Annotated in this window: 16 protein-coding genes; 11 read left to right on the top strand and 5 right to left on the bottom strand. The window is 67.3% G+C overall.

Annotation, left to right across the window (positions count from 1 at the left end):
• Window positions 1-47: 47 nt before the first annotated feature.
• Together AC5P5R_RS04710 and AC5P5R_RS04705 are read right to left on the bottom strand one after the other, a co-directional pair.
• Window positions 48-1,013 (bottom strand): ribokinase, encoded by a 966-nt coding sequence (locus AC5P5R_RS04710; RefSeq protein ID WP_005408114.1) that lies wholly within the window; start codon window positions 1,011-1,013, stop codon window positions 48-50.
• Window positions 1,014-1,038: 25 nt separating this feature from the next.
• On the bottom strand, window positions 1,039-2,337 hold the full coding sequence (locus AC5P5R_RS04705; RefSeq protein ID WP_005408115.1) for a NupC/NupG family nucleoside CNT transporter: 1,299 nt from the start codon (window positions 2,335-2,337) through the stop codon (window positions 1,039-1,041).
• 193 nt (window positions 2,338-2,530) lie between these two features.
• Between AC5P5R_RS04705 and AC5P5R_RS04700 the strand changes: the two genes are divergently transcribed.
• The 5 genes from AC5P5R_RS04700 to AC5P5R_RS04680 all read left to right on the top strand — a co-directional run bounded on the left by AC5P5R_RS04700 (window position 2,531) and on the right by AC5P5R_RS04680 (window position 8,002).
• Complete coding sequence (locus tag AC5P5R_RS04700) at window positions 2,531-3,502, top strand: aldo/keto reductase (RefSeq protein WP_049397461.1); 972 nt, start codon at window positions 2,531-2,533, stop codon at window positions 3,500-3,502.
• Window positions 3,503-3,806: 304 nt separating this feature from the next.
• Window positions 3,807-4,001, top strand: coding sequence for a hemin uptake protein HemP (gene hemP / locus AC5P5R_RS04695; protein WP_005412278.1), 195 nt, complete (start codon window positions 3,807-3,809; stop codon window positions 3,999-4,001).
• 153 nt (window positions 4,002-4,154) lie between these two features.
• Window positions 4,155-6,398, top strand: coding sequence for a TonB-dependent hemoglobin/transferrin/lactoferrin family receptor (locus tag AC5P5R_RS04690; protein ID WP_414488612.1), 2,244 nt, complete (start codon window positions 4,155-4,157; stop codon window positions 6,396-6,398).
• A gap of 4 nt (window positions 6,399-6,402) precedes the next feature.
• Window positions 6,403-7,002 carry a ChuX/HutX family heme-like substrate-binding protein gene (locus tag AC5P5R_RS04685; protein ID WP_005408118.1) on the top strand — a complete coding sequence of 200 codons (600 nt, stop codon included), beginning with the start codon at window positions 6,403-6,405 and terminating at the stop codon, window positions 7,000-7,002.
• A 73-nt stretch (window positions 7,003-7,075) separates the two neighbouring features.
• Entirely contained in the window at window positions 7,076-8,002 is a 927-nt protein-coding gene (locus AC5P5R_RS04680) for a DUF6607 family protein (protein ID WP_044569529.1), read from the top strand.
• 107 nt (window positions 8,003-8,109) lie between these two features.
• Here AC5P5R_RS04680 and AC5P5R_RS04675 read toward each other — a convergent pair whose 3' ends face one another.
• The gene (locus AC5P5R_RS04675; protein WP_049397452.1) at window positions 8,110-10,626 is read right to left on the bottom strand and encodes an ABC transporter permease; all 2,517 of its coding nucleotides are present in this window, start codon (window positions 10,624-10,626) and stop codon (window positions 8,110-8,112) included.
• Window positions 10,623-11,270 carry an ABC transporter ATP-binding protein gene (locus AC5P5R_RS04670; RefSeq protein WP_005408121.1) on the bottom strand — a complete coding sequence of 216 codons (648 nt, stop codon included), beginning with the start codon at window positions 11,268-11,270 and terminating at the stop codon, window positions 10,623-10,625. Before AC5P5R_RS04670 ends, AC5P5R_RS04675 begins: the two co-directional genes overlap by 4 nt.
• Window positions 11,271-11,345: 75 nt before the next feature.
• On the opposite strand from AC5P5R_RS04670, the gene AC5P5R_RS04665 reads away from it, so the two are divergent.
• The 3 genes from AC5P5R_RS04665 to AC5P5R_RS04655 all read left to right on the top strand — a co-directional run bounded on the left by AC5P5R_RS04665 (window position 11,346) and on the right by AC5P5R_RS04655 (window position 14,219).
• Entirely contained in the window at window positions 11,346-11,990 is a 645-nt protein-coding gene (locus AC5P5R_RS04665) for an arylesterase (protein WP_049397453.1), read from the top strand.
• A gap of 87 nt (window positions 11,991-12,077) precedes the next feature.
• Complete coding sequence (locus AC5P5R_RS04660) at window positions 12,078-12,791, top strand: response regulator transcription factor (protein WP_002811889.1); 714 nt, start codon at window positions 12,078-12,080, stop codon at window positions 12,789-12,791.
• 156 nt (window positions 12,792-12,947) lie between these two features.
• A complete protein-coding gene (locus AC5P5R_RS04655; protein ID WP_005412286.1) occupies window positions 12,948-14,219 on the top strand; it encodes a sensor histidine kinase in 1,272 nt (423 codons plus the stop codon).
• A gap of 311 nt (window positions 14,220-14,530) precedes the next feature.
• On the opposite strand, the gene AC5P5R_RS04650 is transcribed toward AC5P5R_RS04655, so the two are convergent.
• Entirely contained in the window at window positions 14,531-15,232 is a 702-nt protein-coding gene (locus AC5P5R_RS04650; RefSeq protein ID WP_099490459.1) for an SGNH/GDSL hydrolase family protein, read from the bottom strand.
• A gap of 212 nt (window positions 15,233-15,444) precedes the next feature.
• Here AC5P5R_RS04650 and AC5P5R_RS04645 point away from each other — a divergent pair, with 212 nt between their 5' ends.
• The 3 genes from AC5P5R_RS04645 (at window position 15,445) to AC5P5R_RS04635 (ending at window position 18,007) form a co-directional block, all read left to right on the top strand.
• Window positions 15,445-15,840, top strand: coding sequence for a diacylglycerol kinase (locus tag AC5P5R_RS04645; protein WP_005408126.1), 396 nt, complete (start codon window positions 15,445-15,447; stop codon window positions 15,838-15,840).
• A gap of 33 nt (window positions 15,841-15,873) precedes the next feature.
• Window positions 15,874-16,623, top strand: coding sequence for a TerC family protein (locus tag AC5P5R_RS04640; protein ID WP_005408127.1), 750 nt, complete (start codon window positions 15,874-15,876; stop codon window positions 16,621-16,623).
• A gap of 223 nt (window positions 16,624-16,846) precedes the next feature.
• Window positions 16,847-18,007, top strand: coding sequence for an MFS transporter (locus tag AC5P5R_RS04635; RefSeq protein ID WP_049395379.1), 1,161 nt, complete (start codon window positions 16,847-16,849; stop codon window positions 18,005-18,007).
• Window positions 18,008-18,491 lie beyond the last annotated feature (484 nt).

The following is an 18,491-nucleotide window of genomic DNA, read 5'->3' as shown; positions in this document are numbered from 1 at the left end:
CCGGGCATCTGCATGCCCGGGCTTCTTCATCCACGCATGGCGTGGATCTACTTTGCTTCGGCGTCGGCCGGGGTGAAGCGCGGCATCGCCGCTGCAGCACCTTCCTTCTCGGTCGAACGACCGGCGAACTGGTTGGCGAAGCGCACGTGGCGGGCGAACGGGGCGTCGGCCACCTGCGCCAGCGACGCGGCCAGCGCACCGTTGAAGGCGTCACCGGCACCGGTGGTGTCGATGGCCTGTACCTGTTCGGCGCCCACGCGGTAGTACGGCTGGGTATCGCCGCGCAGGTTCTCGTCGGCATGCGACACGAACACGCCCACCGAGCCCAGGGTGACCACCACGGTACCGTTGCCGACCAGCTTGCGGCACAGCGCGTGCAGGCTGGCGCCATCCAGCGCGGCGACGTCGTTGGCATCCACGCGCTCACCGACATGGCGGCCGAGCAGGGCAGCGAACTCGGTCTCGTTCGGGGTGATCACATCGGCCAGCTTGAGCAGGCCGATGGTCGAGGGGGCATCGGCCGGTGCGGTGTTGAGCACGGTGGTGACGCCGGCCTCGCGGGCCGTGGCCAGTGCCGCTTCGATGGTCTGCACCGGCGATTCCAGCTGCACCAGCACCACCCTGGCGCCGGTCAGCAGGGCCTGCTGCTGTTGCAGGAAGTCGGTGCTCAGCGCAGCGTTGGCACCCGGGCCGATCACGATGGTGTTGCGGCCACGGGCATCGACGTAGATGCCGGCGGTGCCGGTCGGTTCGCTGCTGGCTTCGGCGATGAGGCCGAAACCATCCTGCGCCGCCAGTTCGCGCGCGGTGGCGCCACCGGCGTCGTCGCCCAGCGCGCACACGAAGTGCGTCTCGGCACCGGCGCGGCAGGCCGCCACGGCCTGGTTGAAGCCCTTGCCACCGGGGCCGGTGCTGTAGCGGCCGGCAATGGTCGCGCCCGGTGCCGGCAGCGACTCGCACCGCCACACGTGATCGACATTGAAGGAACCGACGACAACGACACTGCTGCTCATAGGGAATCTTTTCTCAACCAAGGGTTCAACTGAAGTGCGTCAGCACGCCGGCGATGGTCGCCGTCATGAAGGTGGCAATGGTACCGCCCAGCACCGCGCGCAGGCCGAACTTGGCCAGGTCGTGGCGACGTTCCGGGGCCAGGCCACCGATGCCGCCGATCTGGATCGCGATCGAGCTGAAGTTGGCGAAGCCGCACAGCGCGTAGGTCGCGATCAGGCGACCTTCGCTGGACAGGCTGACGCCAGCCACCTGGCCGTTCACGATCTGCGACAACTCGGTGTAGGCCACGAACTCGTTGATCACGACCTTCTGGCCGATCAGCGAACCGACGGTGGTGGCATCGGCCCACGGCGTACCGATCACCCAGGCGATCGGGGCCAGCAGGTAGCCGAAGATGGTCGACAGGTTGGTCGGCTTGCCGATCTGCGCAGCCAGGCCGGTCACTTCACCGATCCAGGTCAGCGGGGCGTTCAGCAGCGCGATCAGGGCGATGAAGGCCAGCAGCATCGCGCCGATGTTCAGCGCCAGCTTCAGGCCGTCGCCGGCGCCGGCCGCAGCCGCGTCGATGATGTTGCTGGAGGTCTTTTCGACTTCCATCTTCACCGTGCCGCGGGTGAGCGGGGTGCCGGTTTCCGGGATCAGCAGCTTGGCCACGACCAAGGTGGCCGGCGCGGCCATGATGCTGGCCGCCAGCAGATGCTTGGCGTAGAAGGCCTGCTGCGCTGGGTCGCCGCCGCCAAGCATGCCCACGTAGGCCGCCAGCACGCCGCCGGCGATGTGTGCCATGCCGCCGATCATCATGGTCAGCAGCTCGGACTGGGTCATCCTGGCGATGTACGGGCGCACGGTCAGCGGCGCCTCGGTCTGGCCGATGAAGACGCTGGCGCAGACGCTGGTGGTTTCCGCACCGGACACACGCATGACCTTGGTGATCGCCCACGCCATCACGCGCACGATCGCCTGCATGATGTTCAGGTGGTACATCACCCCCATCAGCGCCGAGAAGAAGATGATGGTCGGCAGCACCTGGAAGGCGAAGATGAAGCCGTAATTCTTGGTGTCCATCAACGAGCCGAAGATGAAACCGGAACCCTCGTTGACGAAGCTCAGCACCTTGACGAAGCCGTGGCCCAGCGCGTCGAACACGTCGCGCCCGCCCGGCACCAGGATCACCAGCGCCGCGAAGGCGATCTGCAGGGTGATACCGGTGGCAACCAGCTTCCAGTCAACCGCGCGCTTGTTATTGGAAAACAACCAGGTGATGCCGATCAGCACCGCCAACCCGAACAGGCCGAAGCCGATCCTGCCCAAACCTTCGACCATGTGAGTGACTCCCCTGGGGCGTCGCGAAAAACGGGAAGCCTAGTGCAGGGCAGGGGCCGGGGCAAGAAAAAGCAGCGTGCGCGCGGCCAACGGTACCGATCAGGCCAGCAACGGCAAGGGCTTGCGGCTGGCGGCGGCAGGTAGAATGGGGGTCGATCCCGGCCCGGATGCGGGCCCGCAGCAGGAGATTCGCATGCAATACCGTCGCCTGGGCTCCACCGGCCTGCCGATTTCCGCCCTTTCCTTCGGCGCCTGGGTGACCTTCGGTGACCAGATCCCGCGTGATGAGGCGCGCAACCTGGTGGCCGCCGCCTGGGATCATGGTGTCAACTTCTTCGACAACGCCGAGGGCTATGCCAACGGCCGTGCCGAACAGGTCATGGGTGACGTGATCGCCGACCTGCGCCTGCCGCGCGACGGTTTCTGCGTGTCCAGCAAGGTGTTTTTCGGCAGCGCCAAGGACCCGCGGCCGACCCAGCGCGGGCTGTCGCGCAAGCACGTGACCGACGCCTGCCACGCTGCACTCAAGCGCCTGCGGGTGGACTACCTGGACCTTTACTACTGCCACCGCCCGGATCCGGACGCGCCGATCGCCGAGACCGTGCATGCGATGGACACCCTGGTGCGGCAGGGCAAGATCCTCTACTGGGGCACCTCGGAGTGGTCGGCGGTGCAGATCCAGCAGGCGCTGGACATCGCCGAGGCGCGCAACCTGCAGGGCCCGTCGATGGAGCAGCCGCAGTACAACCTGCTGCACCGCGAGCGGGTCGAGGTCGAGTACGCGCCGCTGTATGCCGGTGCCGGCCTGGGTACCACCATCTTCTCGCCGCTGGCGTCGGGCCTGCTCACCGGCAAGTACGACCAGGGCATTCCGGCCGATGCACGGCTGGGGCGGGAAGGCATGGAGTGGTTGCAGGACCTGGTGCTGGGGGCCGACGCCGGGGCCCGCCTGGGCCAGGTGCGGCGCTTCAGCGAGGTGGCACGCGCGCTGGGCCACGCCCCGGCCACGCTGGCCATCGCCTGGTGCCTGCGCAACCCGAACGTTTCCAGCGTGATCCTCGGCGCCAGCCGGGTCAGCCAGCTGCTGCAGAACCTGAAGGCACTGGACGTGCTGGAGCAGGTCGACGCGGCCGGCTGGGCGCAGGTCGAAGCCGTCTTCGCCTGAACCCCGGGGCCGGCCGGGCCTCGGGGGCCTCGCTCGGGCCGGTTCGGCCGAGGGAACGGGACGGGAACGGGAACGGGAACGGTAGAGTCGACTGTCAGTCGACTGCTTCGAATAACCGACTGCTTCGAGCAACAGCAGTCGACCAACAGTCGACTCTACACACCTGCGTCGCCATTTAATTGATGCGATCTATCGGATTACGGAATTCGATCATTAATCCCATCAATCAAATTGAGAATGGTTGTTGATTGTCAACTGAGAATCATTATCATTTAACTCGTCCCTCGCACGAGTCCAGATGCTCATGAATGCTCAACCTGTACTGCTGCGCCCCGAAACACTGACCCTCCGCGATCGTCCGGTCCGCGTCGTTCCGCCGGAAGAGGTCATCGACAGCGAAGCCCTGCTCAAGGGCCGTCGTGAAATCCTGATCCAGCACGGCGACCGCTTCTATCGCCTGCGGCACACCAGCAACGACAAGCTGATCCTGACCAAGTAATCGCGGTCTGGTCGCCCGCCTCCCTCCCTCCTGCCGGCAGCGCCGACAGGGTGGGCGACCCGTCCGCTCCCGCTCTCTCCCCCTCGGTCTACCGCGTGCACCTTCCGGGTGTGCCGGTAACCGGGGGTTCCCCTGCCTGACCGAACGAACCCGATGACCCGCCATACCGCCCTTTGCCTTGCTGTCTGGATGGTGCTGCCGCTGTCCGCCCACGCTGCTGCCACTGCTGCCCCCGATGCGCGCGAATTCGATCGGGTGCAGGTCACCGCCACCCGCACCGAGCGGGCGGTGAGCGACGTGGCGGCCACGGTGGATGTCATCGACCGTGAGCAGATGGACCGGCACCTGGTGCAGGACATCAAGGATCTGGTGCGCTACGAGCCGGGCCTGTCGGTCACCCGCAGCGCGACCCGCTTCGGCCTGGATGGTTTCCGCATCCGTGGCCTGGACGGCAACCGCGTGCGCATCCAGACCGACGGCATCGTCATGCCGACCCGGTTCGACATCGGTTCGTTCGCCAGTTCCAACCGCAACTTCACCGACCTCGATACGCTCAAGCGCGTCGAGATCGTGCGTGGACCGGCCAGCTCGCTGTACGGCTCCGACGCACTCGGTGGCGTGGTCGCGTTCGTGACCAAAGACCCGGCCGACTATCTCAAGGACGGCAAGAACAGCTACTTCGGTCTGAAATTCGGCTACGACGGTGAGTGGAAGGGCCTGCTCGGCGGTGTCACCGCCGCCTTCGGTGGCGACCACTGGAGCGGCCTGGTCAACGTCAACCATCACCAGGGCCAGGAAACGGACAACAAGGGGACGGTGCGCAGCGACAACGACACCCGCACCGCGTCCAATCCGCAGGATCGCGACGGCCGCAGCCTGCTCAGCAAACTGGTCTATGCACCCAGCGAGGACCAGCGCTTCCGCCTGACCGTGGAAGGCAACGAAGACACCACCGATACCAATGTGCTGTCGGCGATCGCCAGCGTTGCACCGCGCCCCGGCGCGATGGCTGCGGCCACTGGCATGAAGTCCCACGACACCCAGAAGCGCAACCGCGTGTCCTTCGCCCACGAGATGGATGCGCTGGACCAGCCGTTCGCCGACAGCCTGCATTGGCAGGTGTACGCGCAGAACAGCGAAACCCGGCAGCAGACCGACGAGACCCGCACCGACGGCACCCGTCGCCACCGCGTGTTCTCCTTCGACCAGCATGCCTATGGCCTGCAGGCGCAGTTCAACAAGGCGTTCGCCACCGGCAGCGTCGAGCACGCATTGACCTACGGTTTCGAAGGCACCCGTACCGAGATCCGCCAGAAGCGCGACGGCTATCAGGTCAGCAAGGCTGGCGTGGTCAGCAACACGGTGCTGCCGGACACCTTCCCGGTGCGTGACTTCCCGATCAGCAAGACCACCGAGCTGGGCCTGTATGCACAGGATGAGATGCGCTTTGCCGATGGCCGGCTGTCGCTGGTGCCGGGCGTGCGCGTGGACCGCTACGAGCTGAAGCCGGAAGTGGACAGCATCTTCGCCGAAGACAACCCGACCACGGCCGTGGCGCAACTGAAGAAGACCAGCGTGTCGCCGAAGCTGGGCATGGTCTGGCGCTTTACCGACGAATGGTCGCTGTTCGCCGGTTATGCGCGTGGCTTCCGTTCGCCGCCGTACAACGACGTCAACATCGGCCTGACCAACGTCGCCTTCCGCTATACCGCCATCGCCAACCCGGATCTGAAGCCGGAAACCAGCGACGGTTACGAACTGGGCCTGCGCTTCATCGCGCCGGCGGCGTACGTCAGCGTCAGCGGCTACTACAACGACTACAAGGATTTCATCCAGTCCAACGTCGATACCGGTCGCAACGCACAGGGTTTGACCGTGTTCCAGTCGCAGAACATCGCCGACGCGCGCATCTATGGCGCGGAAATGAAGGCCGGCATCGAGTTCGGCGAACTCAGCCCGGCGCTGAAGGGCTGGGCGCTGCGCAGTGCGTTGGCATGGTCGCGTGGTGACAACCGGACCGATGACGAACCGCTGGCCTCGGTCGATCCGCTGCGTGGCACGCTGGGCCTGATGTACGACACCGATACCTGGGGCGTCGAACTGGCCGGTACCTTCGTGCAGCGCAAGAAGCGCCTGCCGCCGCCTGCAGCGCAGACCAATCCGAACGCACCGGCGCCGTTCGTCTACCAGCCGGCCGGCTACGGCGTGCTGGACCTGATGGCGCACTGGAACTTCGCGCCGGGTGCCACCTTCAATGTCGGCGTGTTCAACCTGGCCGACAAGCGCTACATCGAATGGTCGTCGATCACCCCGAGCCTGATCAGCGATCGCGCACTGAGCGATCGTTTCAGCAGCCCGGGCCGCACCTTCTCCGCCAGCCTTGCCGTTTCCTGGTGACCTCATGAGCCGAGCACTGTCCGCACGCAGGAATGACTCCATCGCCGCGCCGAACAGCGCGGCCTGGCCGACCCCGGCACAGCTGGCCACGCTCGGCACCGTGTTGTGCCTGTACCACGCCGACGGCAACGAGCTGGGCGGCTGGCGCCAGGCCGTACGCGTACACGCCTGTCAGGGCGTGGACAGCGAGGGCCTGCGCGAAAGCCTGTGCTTCCTTGATGGCCGCGGCCGCTGCGTGTGGCGCCTGTACCTGCTGCCCGACAGCGATTTCCTGGCCTGGGACCGTCTGGTCGCGGCGCTGCCGCCGGGACCGGAACACGACAGCGAGGCGAGCGTTGGCGAACGCCTGTGGCGGCGTTTGGCCGGCCATCTTGGCGGCCAGCGCTGGCGCCTGTGCGCGCTGCGCCTGCATGCCGCCGACGACGGACGCACGCTGGCCGCCAGTCTGTCGACCCTGTCCTCGCTGGGCGCGGCCACCGCGCGCCGCATCGCACGCCTGGAAGGTGCTGAAGGCGAGCTGGCGATCGACGACTGCTGCTGTGCCGACGCCGCCCGGCGTCCGGCGCCCCAGATTCCCGGCGACCTGCCGCTGATCCGCCTGTGACCCTCTCCTGATGGAACGCCCGTTGGCCACGGATGGCCCCTCAATGAATCTGCAACCCCGAAGGAAGACCCCGATGAAGCTCCAGACAGCCAGCGCCATGCTGCTGCTCGCCGCCAGCGGCGTGGCCAGCGCGCAGCCCTCCGATATCGCCCGCGACCACGACAGCATCCTCGCCATGCAGGGTGAGTACACCGTGGACTTCGCCTTCGACGAGACCGTGCTGCTGAAGCCGGGCTACGAGCGTGCACCGGCGATGCGCAGCGGCGGCAGTGAAGTGGTCATCGTGGTCGAGAACACCCCGAAGCGCATCGTGCTGCAGCACCTGCTGCTGGATGAAAAGAGCGGCCACATCACCAAGCACTGGCGCCAGGACTGGGTGTACGAAGCGCCGAACCGTTTCGAGTTCAGCGCCGACCAGACCTGGAAGGTGCGCAGTATTCCGTCGGCGGTGAACCAGGGCGCCTGGACCCAGTGCGTGTACGAAGTGAGCGACGCACCGCGCTACTGCGGCACCGGCACCTGGACCTACACCAACAACGTGCCGAGCTGGACCAGCGATCTGAGCTGGCGCCCGCTGCCGCGCCGTGAGTACACCAAGCGCAGCGACTACAACGCGCTGGCTGTGGTCAACCGCCATACGCTGACCCCGAACGGCTGGACCCACGAACAGTTCAACACCAAGGTGCAGCGCAACGCCGATGGCAGCCAGGTGGAGATCGCACGCGAGTTCGGCTTCAACGACTACGTGAAGACCACCGAGGTCGACTTCACCCCGGCGCGCAACTACTGGAAGGCCACCGCCGGTTACTGGGCCAAGGTGCGCCAGCGCTGGGACGGTTTCCTGACCCAGGCCCCGGGCGTGCACCTGAAGACCAGGATCGACGGCATGGCGATGATCATTCCGCTGTTCACCCAGGCCGAAGAGATCCAGTCCGGCAAGAAGGTGAAGGACAAGCAGATCGACGAAGTGTTCGCCAAGTACGTGGAAAAGGCCCAGTAGATCCACGCCATGCGTGGATGTGCTTGTTCCTTGAACACTGGCAGCGCCGTCCTGGGCTCTTGGTAGGTGCCGAGCTTGCTCGGCACGCGCCCCGGTCCGGCGCCGCCTCAGGCCTCGCGCAGCGCCAATGCCGGCGGCGTATGCAGGATCGCCCGCGTACCCCACCAGCCTGCCAGCAGGCTCAGCCCGATGCCGACCACGCCGCCGATCAGCAGGCCCGGCCACGGCGGCAGCAATGGCAGCTCGAACACCTTCTGCGAGACTGCCACGCCGATGGCGGCCGCCGCGCCCACCGCGAGCAACGCGGCCAGCGTGCCCAGTGCGCCGAACTCCACCAGCACCGCACCGCGCAGCTGGCGCCGGGTCGCGCCCAGCGTGCGCAGCACCGCGCTGTCGTAGCGACGCTCGCCCGCCGTGGCCTGCAGCGCGGCCAGCAGCACCAGCACGCCGGCCAGCAGGCTGAACACCATCACCAGCTGCACCGCCTGTGCCACCCGCTCCATCACATCGCGCACCTGCGAGATCACCGCGTCCACGTCCAGCAGCGACAGGTTGGGCTGAGCGCGCACCAGCTCGCCCAGTCCGGCTGCCTTGCCGGCCGGCAGGTGGAATGCCGACAGCAGGTTGTGCGGTGTATCGCCCACCGCGTTCGGGTTCAGCAGCACGAAGAAGTTCGGCCGGAAGGTGTTCCAGTCGGCCTTGCGCACACTGGTCACGGTGAACTCGCGCTCCTGCTCGCCTACTGCAATGGTGATGCGGTCGCCGGGATACACGCCGTAGCGCTTGGCCCAGCCGATTTCAACCGACGCCTCCGGCGCCGTGCTGTCGGGCGTCCAGAAGGTGCCGTTCATCAGCGTATTGGCCGGCGGGAAGCTGCTGCGCCAGCTGAAGTTCAACGGCCGGTTCTCGTCGTCGTCATCGCGCTGGGCTTCGCCAGACGCCGGCTGCCCGCTCTGGTCCGGCGAGCGATCCACGCGCAGCGGCGGCTTGCCGTTGATCGCGATCAGGCGGCCGGTGGCCATCGGTTCGATGCTGGCGTCGTTGGCGCCCAGTCCACGCAGCGCGGCCAGCACGCTGTCGCGCTGTTCGGGCTGGATGTTGATCAGGAAGTAGTTCGGCGTGTCCGCAGGCAGTCGCTCGCGCCACTGCTGCAGCAGGCCGGGGCCGGTCACCGCCAGCAGCAACAGCGCGCACAGCGACAGCGACAGCCCGACCAGCTGCATCACCGCCAGCATCCGGCGCCGGGTCAGCGCCGCCAGGCCCAGCCGCCAGTGGCCGTGCAGGCGGTGCTGCAGGCCGCGCAGCAGCTGCAGCAGCACGAAACCGACCACGCCGGCCGCCACCGCCAACGCGGCCAGGCCGCCCAGCACCCATAGCGCCAGCTTGAGATCACCGGTCACCTGCACCGCCAGCAGCAGGCTCGCCGCCAGCGCTGCTACGTAGGCCAGCAGCGAGGCCGGGGGCAGGGCGGCGAAGGAGCGGTTGAGCACGCGCATCGGCGGCACCCCGCGCAGGCGCAGCAGCGGCGGCAGGCCGAAGCCGAACAGCAGCAACAGGCCGATGCCGGCGCCGGTCAGCGCCGGGATTGCCTCGGGTAGCGGCAAGCGCTGCGGCACCAGGCTGCCCAGCACCTGCACCAGGCCTTCCTGCGCGGCCATGCCCAGGCCGATGCCGAGCGCACAGGCCGGCAGCGCCAGCATCAGCAGCTGCAGCGCCAGGCCAAGCAGGATGTCGCGCTGGCGCGCGCCCAGGCAGCGCAGGATCGCCACCTGGTCGATGCGGCGCAGGGCAAAACGGTTGGCCGCCAGCGCGGTCGCCACGCCGGCCAGCAATACCGCCAGCAGTGCGCTCAGGCCGAGGAAGCGCCCGGCAAGATCAAAGGCCTGGCGCACGCCGCGCTGGGTGTCGTCCACGCTCAGCAGGCGAAGGCCTTTTACCTGTGGCAGCAGCCACTGGCGCAACGCGGCAACCTGGTCGGCGGAGCCGGCGAACATGAGCCGGTAGTTGATGCGGCTGCCAGGGCCGAGCAGGCCGGTGCCCTCCACATCGGCGCGGTTGACCAGCAGGGTGGGGGAGAGCGTCAGCAGGTCGCCACCGGTATCCGGTTCGGCCTCGATGATGCCGGCGATGCGCAGCGTGCCAGCGCCGAACTCGAGATCGTCGCCGGCCTTCAGTCCCAGCCCCTGCAGCAGGCGCGGGTCGGCATAGGCCTGGCCCTTGGGCGGCATGCCGGCCTCGGCGACCAGGGCGCCGCCGGGTGTGGCCCGCACCCGCAGCGTGCCACGCAGCGGATAGCCCGCCTGCACCGCCTTGATGCTGGCCATCTGGCTGGCATCACCGTTGAACAGCACGCTGCCGAAGCTGGCGATGCGGGTGAAGGCCAGTCCACGCCGCTGCGCCTCGTCGGCGAACGCCTGCGGCGGGTCATCGCGCCCGGCGATGCCGAGGTCGCCACCGAGCATTTCCGCTGCGCTGCCGGTCAGTGCCAGGTTGACCCGATTCACCAGCGTGCCGACCGCGGTCATCACCGCCACGCCCAGCACCAGTGCGGCGAACACGGTCAGCAGGTCACCGGCCAGCGCCTCGCGGCGCAGCGCGCGCCACGCATGCCGCAGCAGGTTCATGCCTGCGCCCCGCGCTCGACCGGCAGCAGGCGGCCGTCGTCGATGCGGTGGATGTACTGGCAACGCTGGGCCAGGCGCAGGTCGTGGGTGACCAGCACCAGGGTGGTGCCGCTGCCGGCGTTGAGTTCGAACAGCAGGTCGCTGATGTGCTGGCCGGTGGCGTGGTCCAGCGAGCCGGTCGGTTCGTCGGCGAACAGGATGCGCGGGCGGGTGACGAACGCACGTGCCAATGCCACGCGTTGCTGCTCGCCGCCCGACAACTGGCGCGGATAGTGGCGGGCGCGATGGGCCAGCCCGACCTGGGCCAGCACTTCATCGACCCGCGCCCGGTCTTCGCGTCCGGCCAGTTCCAGCGGCAACGCGACATTCTCGGCGGCGGTCAGCGCCGGCAGCAGGTGGAAACTCTGGAACACGAAGCCGACCTCACGCGCGCGCAGCTGGGCGCGGGCCTCCTCGTCCAGCGCCGACAGGTCCTGGCCAGCCAGCGCGATGCGGCCGCGACTGGGCAGGTCCAGCCCGGCCAGCAGGCCAAGCAGGGTGGTCTTGCCGGAACCGGAGGCGCCGACGATGGCCACGCTGGTGCCTTCATGGACCGTCAGGGTGATGTTGTCCAGTATGTGGACTTCACCCTCCGGGCCCTGCACGGACTTGCCGACCTGGTCGACGGCGATGGCGGCGGGCGCGCTGCGGGGGGACAGGCTGTCGATGAGGAGACTCCAATGCGCAAGACGGGATGGAGCCGGCGAGCCGGCGCGATGATGGTGCTGCTGCTAGGGTTCCTGCTGCTGCCGGGGCTGGCCTGTGCCAAAGGTCCGGCCGGCACCGTGCTGGTGCTCGGCGACAGCCTCAGTGCTGCCCACAATATCCCTGCCGACGCCGGCTGGGTCAGCCTGCTGCAGCAGCGGGTCAGGCAGCAGTCGAAAACCCCGGTGCGCATCGTCAACGCCAGCATGAGCGGCGAGACCACCGCCGGCGCGCTGACCCGCCTGCCGGCCCTGCTGGCGAAGGAAAAGCCGACCGTGGTAGTGATCGCCCTTGGCGGCAACGATGCACTGCGCGGGCTGACCCCGGCGCAGGTGCAGGGCAACCTGGGAAAGATGGTGCAGGCCAGCCAGAAGGCGGGCGCGAAGGTGCTGCTGCTGGGCATTGACGTGCCGCCCAACTACGGGCCGGCCTATCGCCAGCGCCTGGCGGCGGCCTACAGGGCGCTGGCCACGCAGTACAAGGTGCCGCTGCTGCCCTTCCTGCTGGAGGGGGTGGCCCTGCAGCCGGGCATGATGCAGGCCGACGGCCTGCACCCGACCGCACAGGCGCAGCCAAAGGTGCTGGACAACGTCTGGCCGCTGCTGAGGCCGCTGCTCTGAACCGTTTGTTTACCTCTTGACGGAACTTCACATCGCGTCCACCGTCGATCCGGCATGTTTCACAAAGCTGAAGTTAGAGGGAATCACATGCGTCAGACGAAGGAGACCTCCGGCTTGGTGCTGGTGGTCGAAGACAACCGCAACATCTCCGAGATGATCGGGGAATACCTGGAAGGTCGCGGCTTCGAAGTCGACTATGCACAGGACGGCCTGGATGGCTACCGCCTTGCGGCGGAGAACAGCTATGACGTCGTGGTGCTCGACTTGATGTTGCCGCGCCTGGATGGCATCGAAGTGTGCCGTCGCCTGCGCAACGATGCGCGCAAGTCCACCCCGGTGCTGATGCTCACGGCACGCGACACGCTGGACGACAAGCTCACCGGCCTGGGTTTCGGTGCCGATGACTACCTGACCAAGCCGTTCGCGATCCAGGAGCTGGAAGCCCGCCTGCGCGCGCTGATCCGTCGCGAACGTCGCCAGGTCGGTTCGGAAGTGCTGAAGGTGGCCGACCTGGTGCTCGATCCGGTCAGCATGCGTGCGACCCGTGCCGGCACCGAGCTGCAGCTTTCGCCGATCGGCCTGCGCCTGCTGACCATCCTGATGCGCGAATCGCCGCGCGTGGTCACCCGCCAGGAGATCGAGCGCGAGATCTGGGGCAATGGCCTGCCGGATTCGGACACCCTGCGCAGCCACCTGTACAACCTGCGCAAGATCATCGACAAGCCGTTCGACCGTCCGCTGCTGCACACCGTGCAGAGTGCCGGCTACCGCATTGCCGACATCGCCCAGCCGATGGCCTGAGCAGGATACTCGCCGGTGCAGCAGCAGGCCCGGCCGGGTTGTGGCCACGTACGAGGGCAGGGCATGACCGGCCGGCGTTGCCGCCGGTCATCGCCCATGCACCCGCACGGCGTGGCGCGCTGCCTATAATCGCAGCGCTCTGACCGGGACTCCGCAATGCCGCACGGCCTGCCGCGCAAGATCCGTATCGCCTTCATCCTGCAGGCAGTGCTGGCCAGCCTGGGCATCCTGCTGGGTGCGTGGCTGGTCTCGCTAGTGATCAAGCACAGCCTGGTGGGCGCTGCCCTGCGCGAGGAGGCGGCGTACTACTGGACGCTGCACGAAGCGTCCCCGGTGCAGCCGCCGCCCAATACCCAGAACATCCGCGGCTACCTGCTGGAAAGCGGGCAGTCGGCACTGTCGTTGCCGGCCAACCTGCGCAATCTGGAGCCCGGCTTCCACGAACTGCCCAAGGACGACCAGCTGGTGCTGGTTGATGTGCGCCCGGCTGGCCGCCTGTACCTGGTGTTCCTGCGCTCGCGCGCAGAGATGCTGGCGTTCTGGTTCGGCATCGTGCCGGTGCTGCTGACCCTGTTGGCGGTGTATGGCGCCAGCTGGGTGACCTACCGCGCGTCCAAGCGCCTGGTGTCGCCGGTGAACTGGCTGGCTCGGCGCGTCTCGCGCTGGGACCCGGGGCATCCGGAAGCGGCCGACCTGGAGCCCAACAAGCTGCCGGCGGACATGCAGGGCGAGACCCGGCAGCTGGCGGCCGCGTTGCACTCGCTGGCCAACCGGGTGAGCGCGCACGTGGCACGCGAGCGCAACTTCACCCGCGATGCCAGCCATGAACTGCGCACGCCGCTGACCGTCATCCGCGTTGCCAGCGACATGGCACTGGGTGATGAAAGCCTGCAGCCGCGCCTGCGCCGCAGCCTGCAGCGCATCCAGCGGGCTGGCCGCGACATGGAAGCGGTGATCGATGCGTTCCTGATCCTGGCCCGCGAGGCAGACGTCGAACCGCAGATCGAGCTGTTCGACGTCAACGACATCGTCCGCTATGAAGTGGACAACGCCAACGAACTGCTGGGGGCTCGCCCGGTGTCGGTGCACCTGCACAGCGATGGCCCGGTGCAGCTGCATGCGCCGCCGCGGGTGCTGCAGGTGGTGGTCAGCAACCTGGTGCGCAATGCATGCAGCTACACCGACGAGGGGCGCATCGACGTGCATGTGCACAACGATCGGGTGGTGGTGCACGATACCGGCATCGGCATGTCCCCCGAAGCGCTGTCGCGGGCGTTCGAACCGTTCTATCGCGCCGAACCCAGCCGGCCGCAGGGTACCGGCCTGGGCCTGTCGATCGTACGCAGGCTGTGTGATCGCTTCGGCTGGAAGGTCAGCCTGGCCAGCGAGCCGGGTCAGGGCACCGAGGCAACGGTGATCTTCCGGTAGAGGGATTTTGCCGGGCTGCGCCCGGCACCCGCCGAGGCAACATCAACATCAAAAGCGGGCATTCCGTGGAATGGCGGGGCGGTGTGGGTTTGCAGGACACGCCGTAAACCCCCCTCCGGGGTCCGGCCCAGCCGCTGGCGGCTGTGCGTTCGGGCGCTTGCGAAGCAGTGCTTCGCAAGCAAAGCGCCCTCACCCATGGGGGCTCGATGGCGCCATCCATGGCGCCAACGGTCCTGCAAACCCACACCGCCCCGCCTTCGACAGTTTCCCGCGATCCGCAGTACATCCACGCCATGCGTGGATGGGGTTGCTCAGTTGCAGTTGACCTTCGGCGCCAGCGCCTTGGTCCAGATGTCATACCCGGCCGGGGTCATGTGCAGCATGTCCTCGCGGAACAGCGTTGCATCCGGCTGGCCATCCGCGCCCAGCATCGGCGTGTAGATATCGGTGAAGCCGGTGTTGGGCAGCTTGGCCAGCGCGGCCTTGATCAGCGTGTTGGCCTCGTTGATCGCCGGCAGCAGGTGCGCCCGCGACGGGCTCGGCTTGATCGACAGGTACTCGACCTTGGTCTTCGGCAGGTCGCGATGCACGCGCTGCACGAAGGCGACCACGTCGTCGCGGACCTGGGTCGCGGTGCGGCCGCTGTTGAGGTCGTTGTCACCGGCGTAGAAGAACACCTTGCACGGCGCATACGGCACCACGATCTGGCCGGCATACCAGGTGCTGTCGCGCACTTCCGAGCCGCCGAAACCGCGGTTGAATACAGGCTGGCCGGGGAAGTCGGTGGCCAGGCTCTCCCAGAAGCGGATGGAGGAGCTGCCGATGAATTCGATGCCACCGCGGGGCGGCGGGTTGGCCTGGTCGGCGCTGGCGAACCGGGCCATGTCGCCGGCCCAGGCCACGTTGGAGACCTGTTCGGGTACCTGGGGCGACGTGGTCGGGCCCAGGGCCTGGGCCAGCGGTGCGGCGGTCAGCAGGCCCAGCATCAGCAGGCAGGTACGGCGACGGGACATCAGGCGCTCCAGCAGGGAAGGGAACGCCATCATAGAAGCTGGGGCGGGCCGGGGCTTGCCCCTGGCAGTCCATTCACCGGGCCGGCGCCGGGATGCGGCTGGCGGCCTTGTGGCAAAATGGCGGCCATCTGCCTATTCCTGTGCACCCATGATTCCCTGCCGTGCGTCTGAGCGGTCGCTGCGCCGCGCCCCTATTGCTGGATGTTCCACCCGTGGCTGATCAGTTCGGCCATCTGCCGCGTGGCCCGCGCCGCATCTTCCAGGCCGCCCGCTGGTCCTGGCAGGGCCTGCGCGCCGCCTGGCTGCACGAATCGTCGTTCCGGCTGGAGGTCTACCTGCTGATCCTGCTGGCGCCGGTCGCGGTCTGGCTGGGGCAGACGCCGGTCGAGCGTGCGCTGATGATCGGTTCGATGCTGCTGGTGCTTGCGATGGAACTGGCCAACTCGGCGATCGAGGCGGTGATCGAACGTTACGGCAGCGAAATCCACGAGTTGGCTGGCCGCGCCAAGGACATGGGCTCGGCGGCGGTGTTCGTGCTGATGATGAACGTGCTGTTGTGCTGGGCCCTGGTCGTGGTTCCACACGCGCTGGCCGGCAGCTACGGCTGAAACCCCATTCCCCCACTGCCTTGAAGAGATTCCATGTCCTTTGAGTTCCTCGCCGACCCCAATGCCTGGGTAACCCTGTTCACGCTCAGCGCGCTGGAAATCGTGCTCGGCATCGACAACCTGGTGTTCATTTCCATCGCGGTCAGCAAGCTGCCGGAAGAGCGTCGCCCGTTCGCACGCAAGCTCGGTATCGCCGTGGCCTGCATCACCCGTATCGGTCTGCTGGTGTCGCTGGCGTATCTGGCGCACATGGCGGCCAACCTGTTCACGGTGGCCGGCATGGGCATCTCCATCCGTGACCTGGTGCTGATCGTCGGTGGCCTGTTCCTGATCATCAAGGGCTGCATGGAGATCAAGGAACTGATCAGCGGCGGCGAGGATGAAGATCCGAGCACCACCAAGGCCTCGGCCGTGTTCGGCTACGTGATCGCGCAGATCGCGGTGATCGACATCGTGTTCTCGCTGGACTCGGTGATCACCGCGGTTGGCATCGCCGACCACATCCCGGTCATGGTCGCCGCCATCCTGCTGTCGGTGTTGGTGATGCTGCTGGCCGCCAACCCGCTGGGCCGCTTCATCGACGCCAACCCGACCGTGAAGATGCTGGCGCTGGCCTTCATCCTGATGATCGGTGCGGTGCTGATCCTGGACGGCCTGGACGTGCACGTGCCCAAGCCCTACATCTACGCCGCGATGGGCTTCTCGGTGCTGGTGGAATGGCTGAACCTGCTGATGCGCCGTCGCGCCCGCGAGCACAACGTGCCGGGCGCTGGTAACTGGTAAGCGCCTCTGGCATGTAAGTCCCTCAGAACCCCCGGCCCGACCGGGGGTTCTGCGTTTGTGGGGGCACGGCTCTGCTACGGCGCTGCGGTTTTTGCACTTGTAGCGGGTTTCCGTGCCCCACTTGTGAACCAGGATCAACAGTGTTTTCCCGGGACGAGGCTTAATCCGCCACAGCAAAGCGCGCAGGCTACGCACTCCCGAATCCCTCCCCCAGGACCCCCCCATGAATTCCAGAGCCGCCTTGCTGGCGCTTGCCGTCGGCGCCTTCGCCATCGGAACCACCGAGTTTGCGCCGATGGGCCTGTTGCCGGTCATCGCCGACGGCGTGGGCGTGGGCATTCCCACTGCCGGCATGCTGATCACCGCTTACGCCGTGGGCGTGATGCTGGGCGCACCGGTGATGACCCTGCTGATGGGCCGCTTCGGCAAGCGCACCGCGCTGATGCTGCTGATGTCGATCTTCGTGGTCGGCAACCTGCTTTCGGCACTGGCCCCGAACTACGGCCTGCTGTTGCTGTCGCGCCTGGTCACCAGCCTCAACCACGGTGCCTTCTTCGGCATCGGTGCGGTGGTTGCCGCCAGCCTGGTGCCGAAGGACAAGCAGGCCGCCGCCGTGGCCACCATGTTCATGGGCCTGACCATCGCCAATATCGGCGGCGTGCCGCTGGCGACCTGGGTGGGCCAGCAACTGGGCTGGCGCCTGTCCTTCGCCGGTACTGCAGTGCTGGGCCTGATTGCGATCACCGCGCTCGGCTTCGCGCTGCCGGCATCTGCACCGGGGCCGCGCCCGGACGTGCGCCGCGAACTGAAGGCCATCCTGCAGCCGCAGGTACTGCTGGCGATGGGCACCACGGTGCTCGGCGCGGGTGCGATGTTCACTCTGTACACCTACGTGGCGCCGGTGCTGACCGAACTGACCGGCGCCTCCAACACCTTCATCGCGATGTCGCTGGCCCTGATCGGTATCGGCTTCACGTTTGGCAATGGCATCGGTGGGCGCATGGCCGACTGGTCGCTTGATGGCGCGACCCGCATCCTGCTGGCGGTCCTGGCCGTGCTGATGTTCTTGCTGCCGCTGGCGTTCATGCACCACGCCACTGCGGCGCTGGGCGTGCTGCTGTTCGGCGCGGCGACCTTCGCCATCGTGCCGCCGCTGCAGATCCGGGTGATGCAGGCGGCGAGCGAGGCGCCGGGCCTGGCGTCGTCGATCAACGTGGGTGCGTTCAACCTCGGCAACGCGGTGGGTGCCGCGCTGGGTGGTGCGGTGATCAGCTCGGGTTTGGGTTACGCGGCGATTCCGGTGGCCGGTGGCCTGCTGGCGGCATCGGGGCTGCTGCTGGCGTGGCTGGGGCGTCCGCGCACTGCGGTGGCTGAGGCCTGCTGAGGGGAGAGGGTTTCCGGCAGGGCTTGCAGCCCTGCACCCGCTGCAATCAACGTCAACGTCAAAAGCTGGCTATCCGTGGGGTGGCGGGGTGGGTCCGGTTGAGGGGGACGCTGCAAGTACGTCCATGTAAGCTCGGTCGCCGCATCCATGCGGCTCACGCCCCCTCAACCGGACCCACCCCGCCTTCGACAGATTCCCGCGGTCTGTCGGAACGGTGTTCTGCTCTGGTAGGTGTCGACCTTGGTCGACACGAATGCCTGAAGAACCGCGTTTTGCTTTTGATTTTTCTTTTGATCTCCCCGCGGTGCCCAGGAAACCGTATGAGGCCGGGCGGGTGGGCGTGGCGGGGGTATCTGATCTGGCCCCCCGTCAGCGGACGCCAAGAAGCGATACTTTGATCGCACTTGGAGGTCCCTTATGTCCCGTATCACCCGCCGTAGCTACACCGATGAGTTCAAGCACCAAGCCGTGGAGTTGGCCGAGT

The sequence above is a fragment of the Stenotrophomonas sp. YJH_SMC_19 genome (assembly GCF_059367915.1).
This window is presented reverse-complemented; position numbering and strand designations above follow the sequence as displayed.

What these genes read in the sequence shown, in the direction of transcription:
- AC5P5R_RS04660 (WP_002811889.1), top strand. Translation starts at nt 12,078, where the DNA reads ATGCGTCAGACGAAGGAGACCTCCGGCTTGGTGCTGGTGGTCGAAGAC.
- AC5P5R_RS04635 (WP_049395379.1), top strand. Translation starts at nt 16,847, where the DNA reads ATGAATTCCAGAGCCGCCTTGCTGGCGCTTGCCGTCGGCGCCTTCGCC.
- AC5P5R_RS04640 (WP_005408127.1), top strand. Translation starts at nt 15,874, where the DNA reads ATGTCCTTTGAGTTCCTCGCCGACCCCAATGCCTGGGTAACCCTGTTC.
- AC5P5R_RS04700 (WP_049397461.1), top strand. Translation starts at nt 2,531, where the DNA reads ATGCAATACCGTCGCCTGGGCTCCACCGGCCTGCCGATTTCCGCCCTT.
- AC5P5R_RS04690 (WP_414488612.1), top strand. Translation starts at nt 4,155, where the DNA reads ATGACCCGCCATACCGCCCTTTGCCTTGCTGTCTGGATGGTGCTGCCG.
- AC5P5R_RS04650 (WP_099490459.1), bottom strand. Translation starts at nt 15,232, where the DNA reads ATGTCCCGTCGCCGTACCTGCCTGCTGATGCTGGGCCTGCTGACCGCC.
- hemP (WP_005412278.1), top strand. Translation starts at nt 3,807, where the DNA reads ATGAATGCTCAACCTGTACTGCTGCGCCCCGAAACACTGACCCTCCGC.
- AC5P5R_RS04705 (WP_005408115.1), bottom strand. Translation starts at nt 2,337, where the DNA reads ATGGTCGAAGGTTTGGGCAGGATCGGCTTCGGCCTGTTCGGGTTGGCG.
- AC5P5R_RS04685 (WP_005408118.1), top strand. Translation starts at nt 6,403, where the DNA reads ATGAGCCGAGCACTGTCCGCACGCAGGAATGACTCCATCGCCGCGCCG.
- AC5P5R_RS04665 (WP_049397453.1), top strand. Translation starts at nt 11,346, where the DNA reads ATGCGCAAGACGGGATGGAGCCGGCGAGCCGGCGCGATGATGGTGCTG.
- AC5P5R_RS04680 (WP_044569529.1), top strand. Translation starts at nt 7,076, where the DNA reads ATGAAGCTCCAGACAGCCAGCGCCATGCTGCTGCTCGCCGCCAGCGGC.
- AC5P5R_RS04710 (WP_005408114.1), bottom strand. Translation starts at nt 1,013, where the DNA reads ATGAGCAGCAGTGTCGTTGTCGTCGGTTCCTTCAATGTCGATCACGTG.
- AC5P5R_RS04655 (WP_005412286.1), top strand. Translation starts at nt 12,948, where the DNA reads ATGCCGCACGGCCTGCCGCGCAAGATCCGTATCGCCTTCATCCTGCAG.
- AC5P5R_RS04675 (WP_049397452.1), bottom strand. Translation starts at nt 10,626, where the DNA reads ATGAACCTGCTGCGGCATGCGTGGCGCGCGCTGCGCCGCGAGGCGCTG.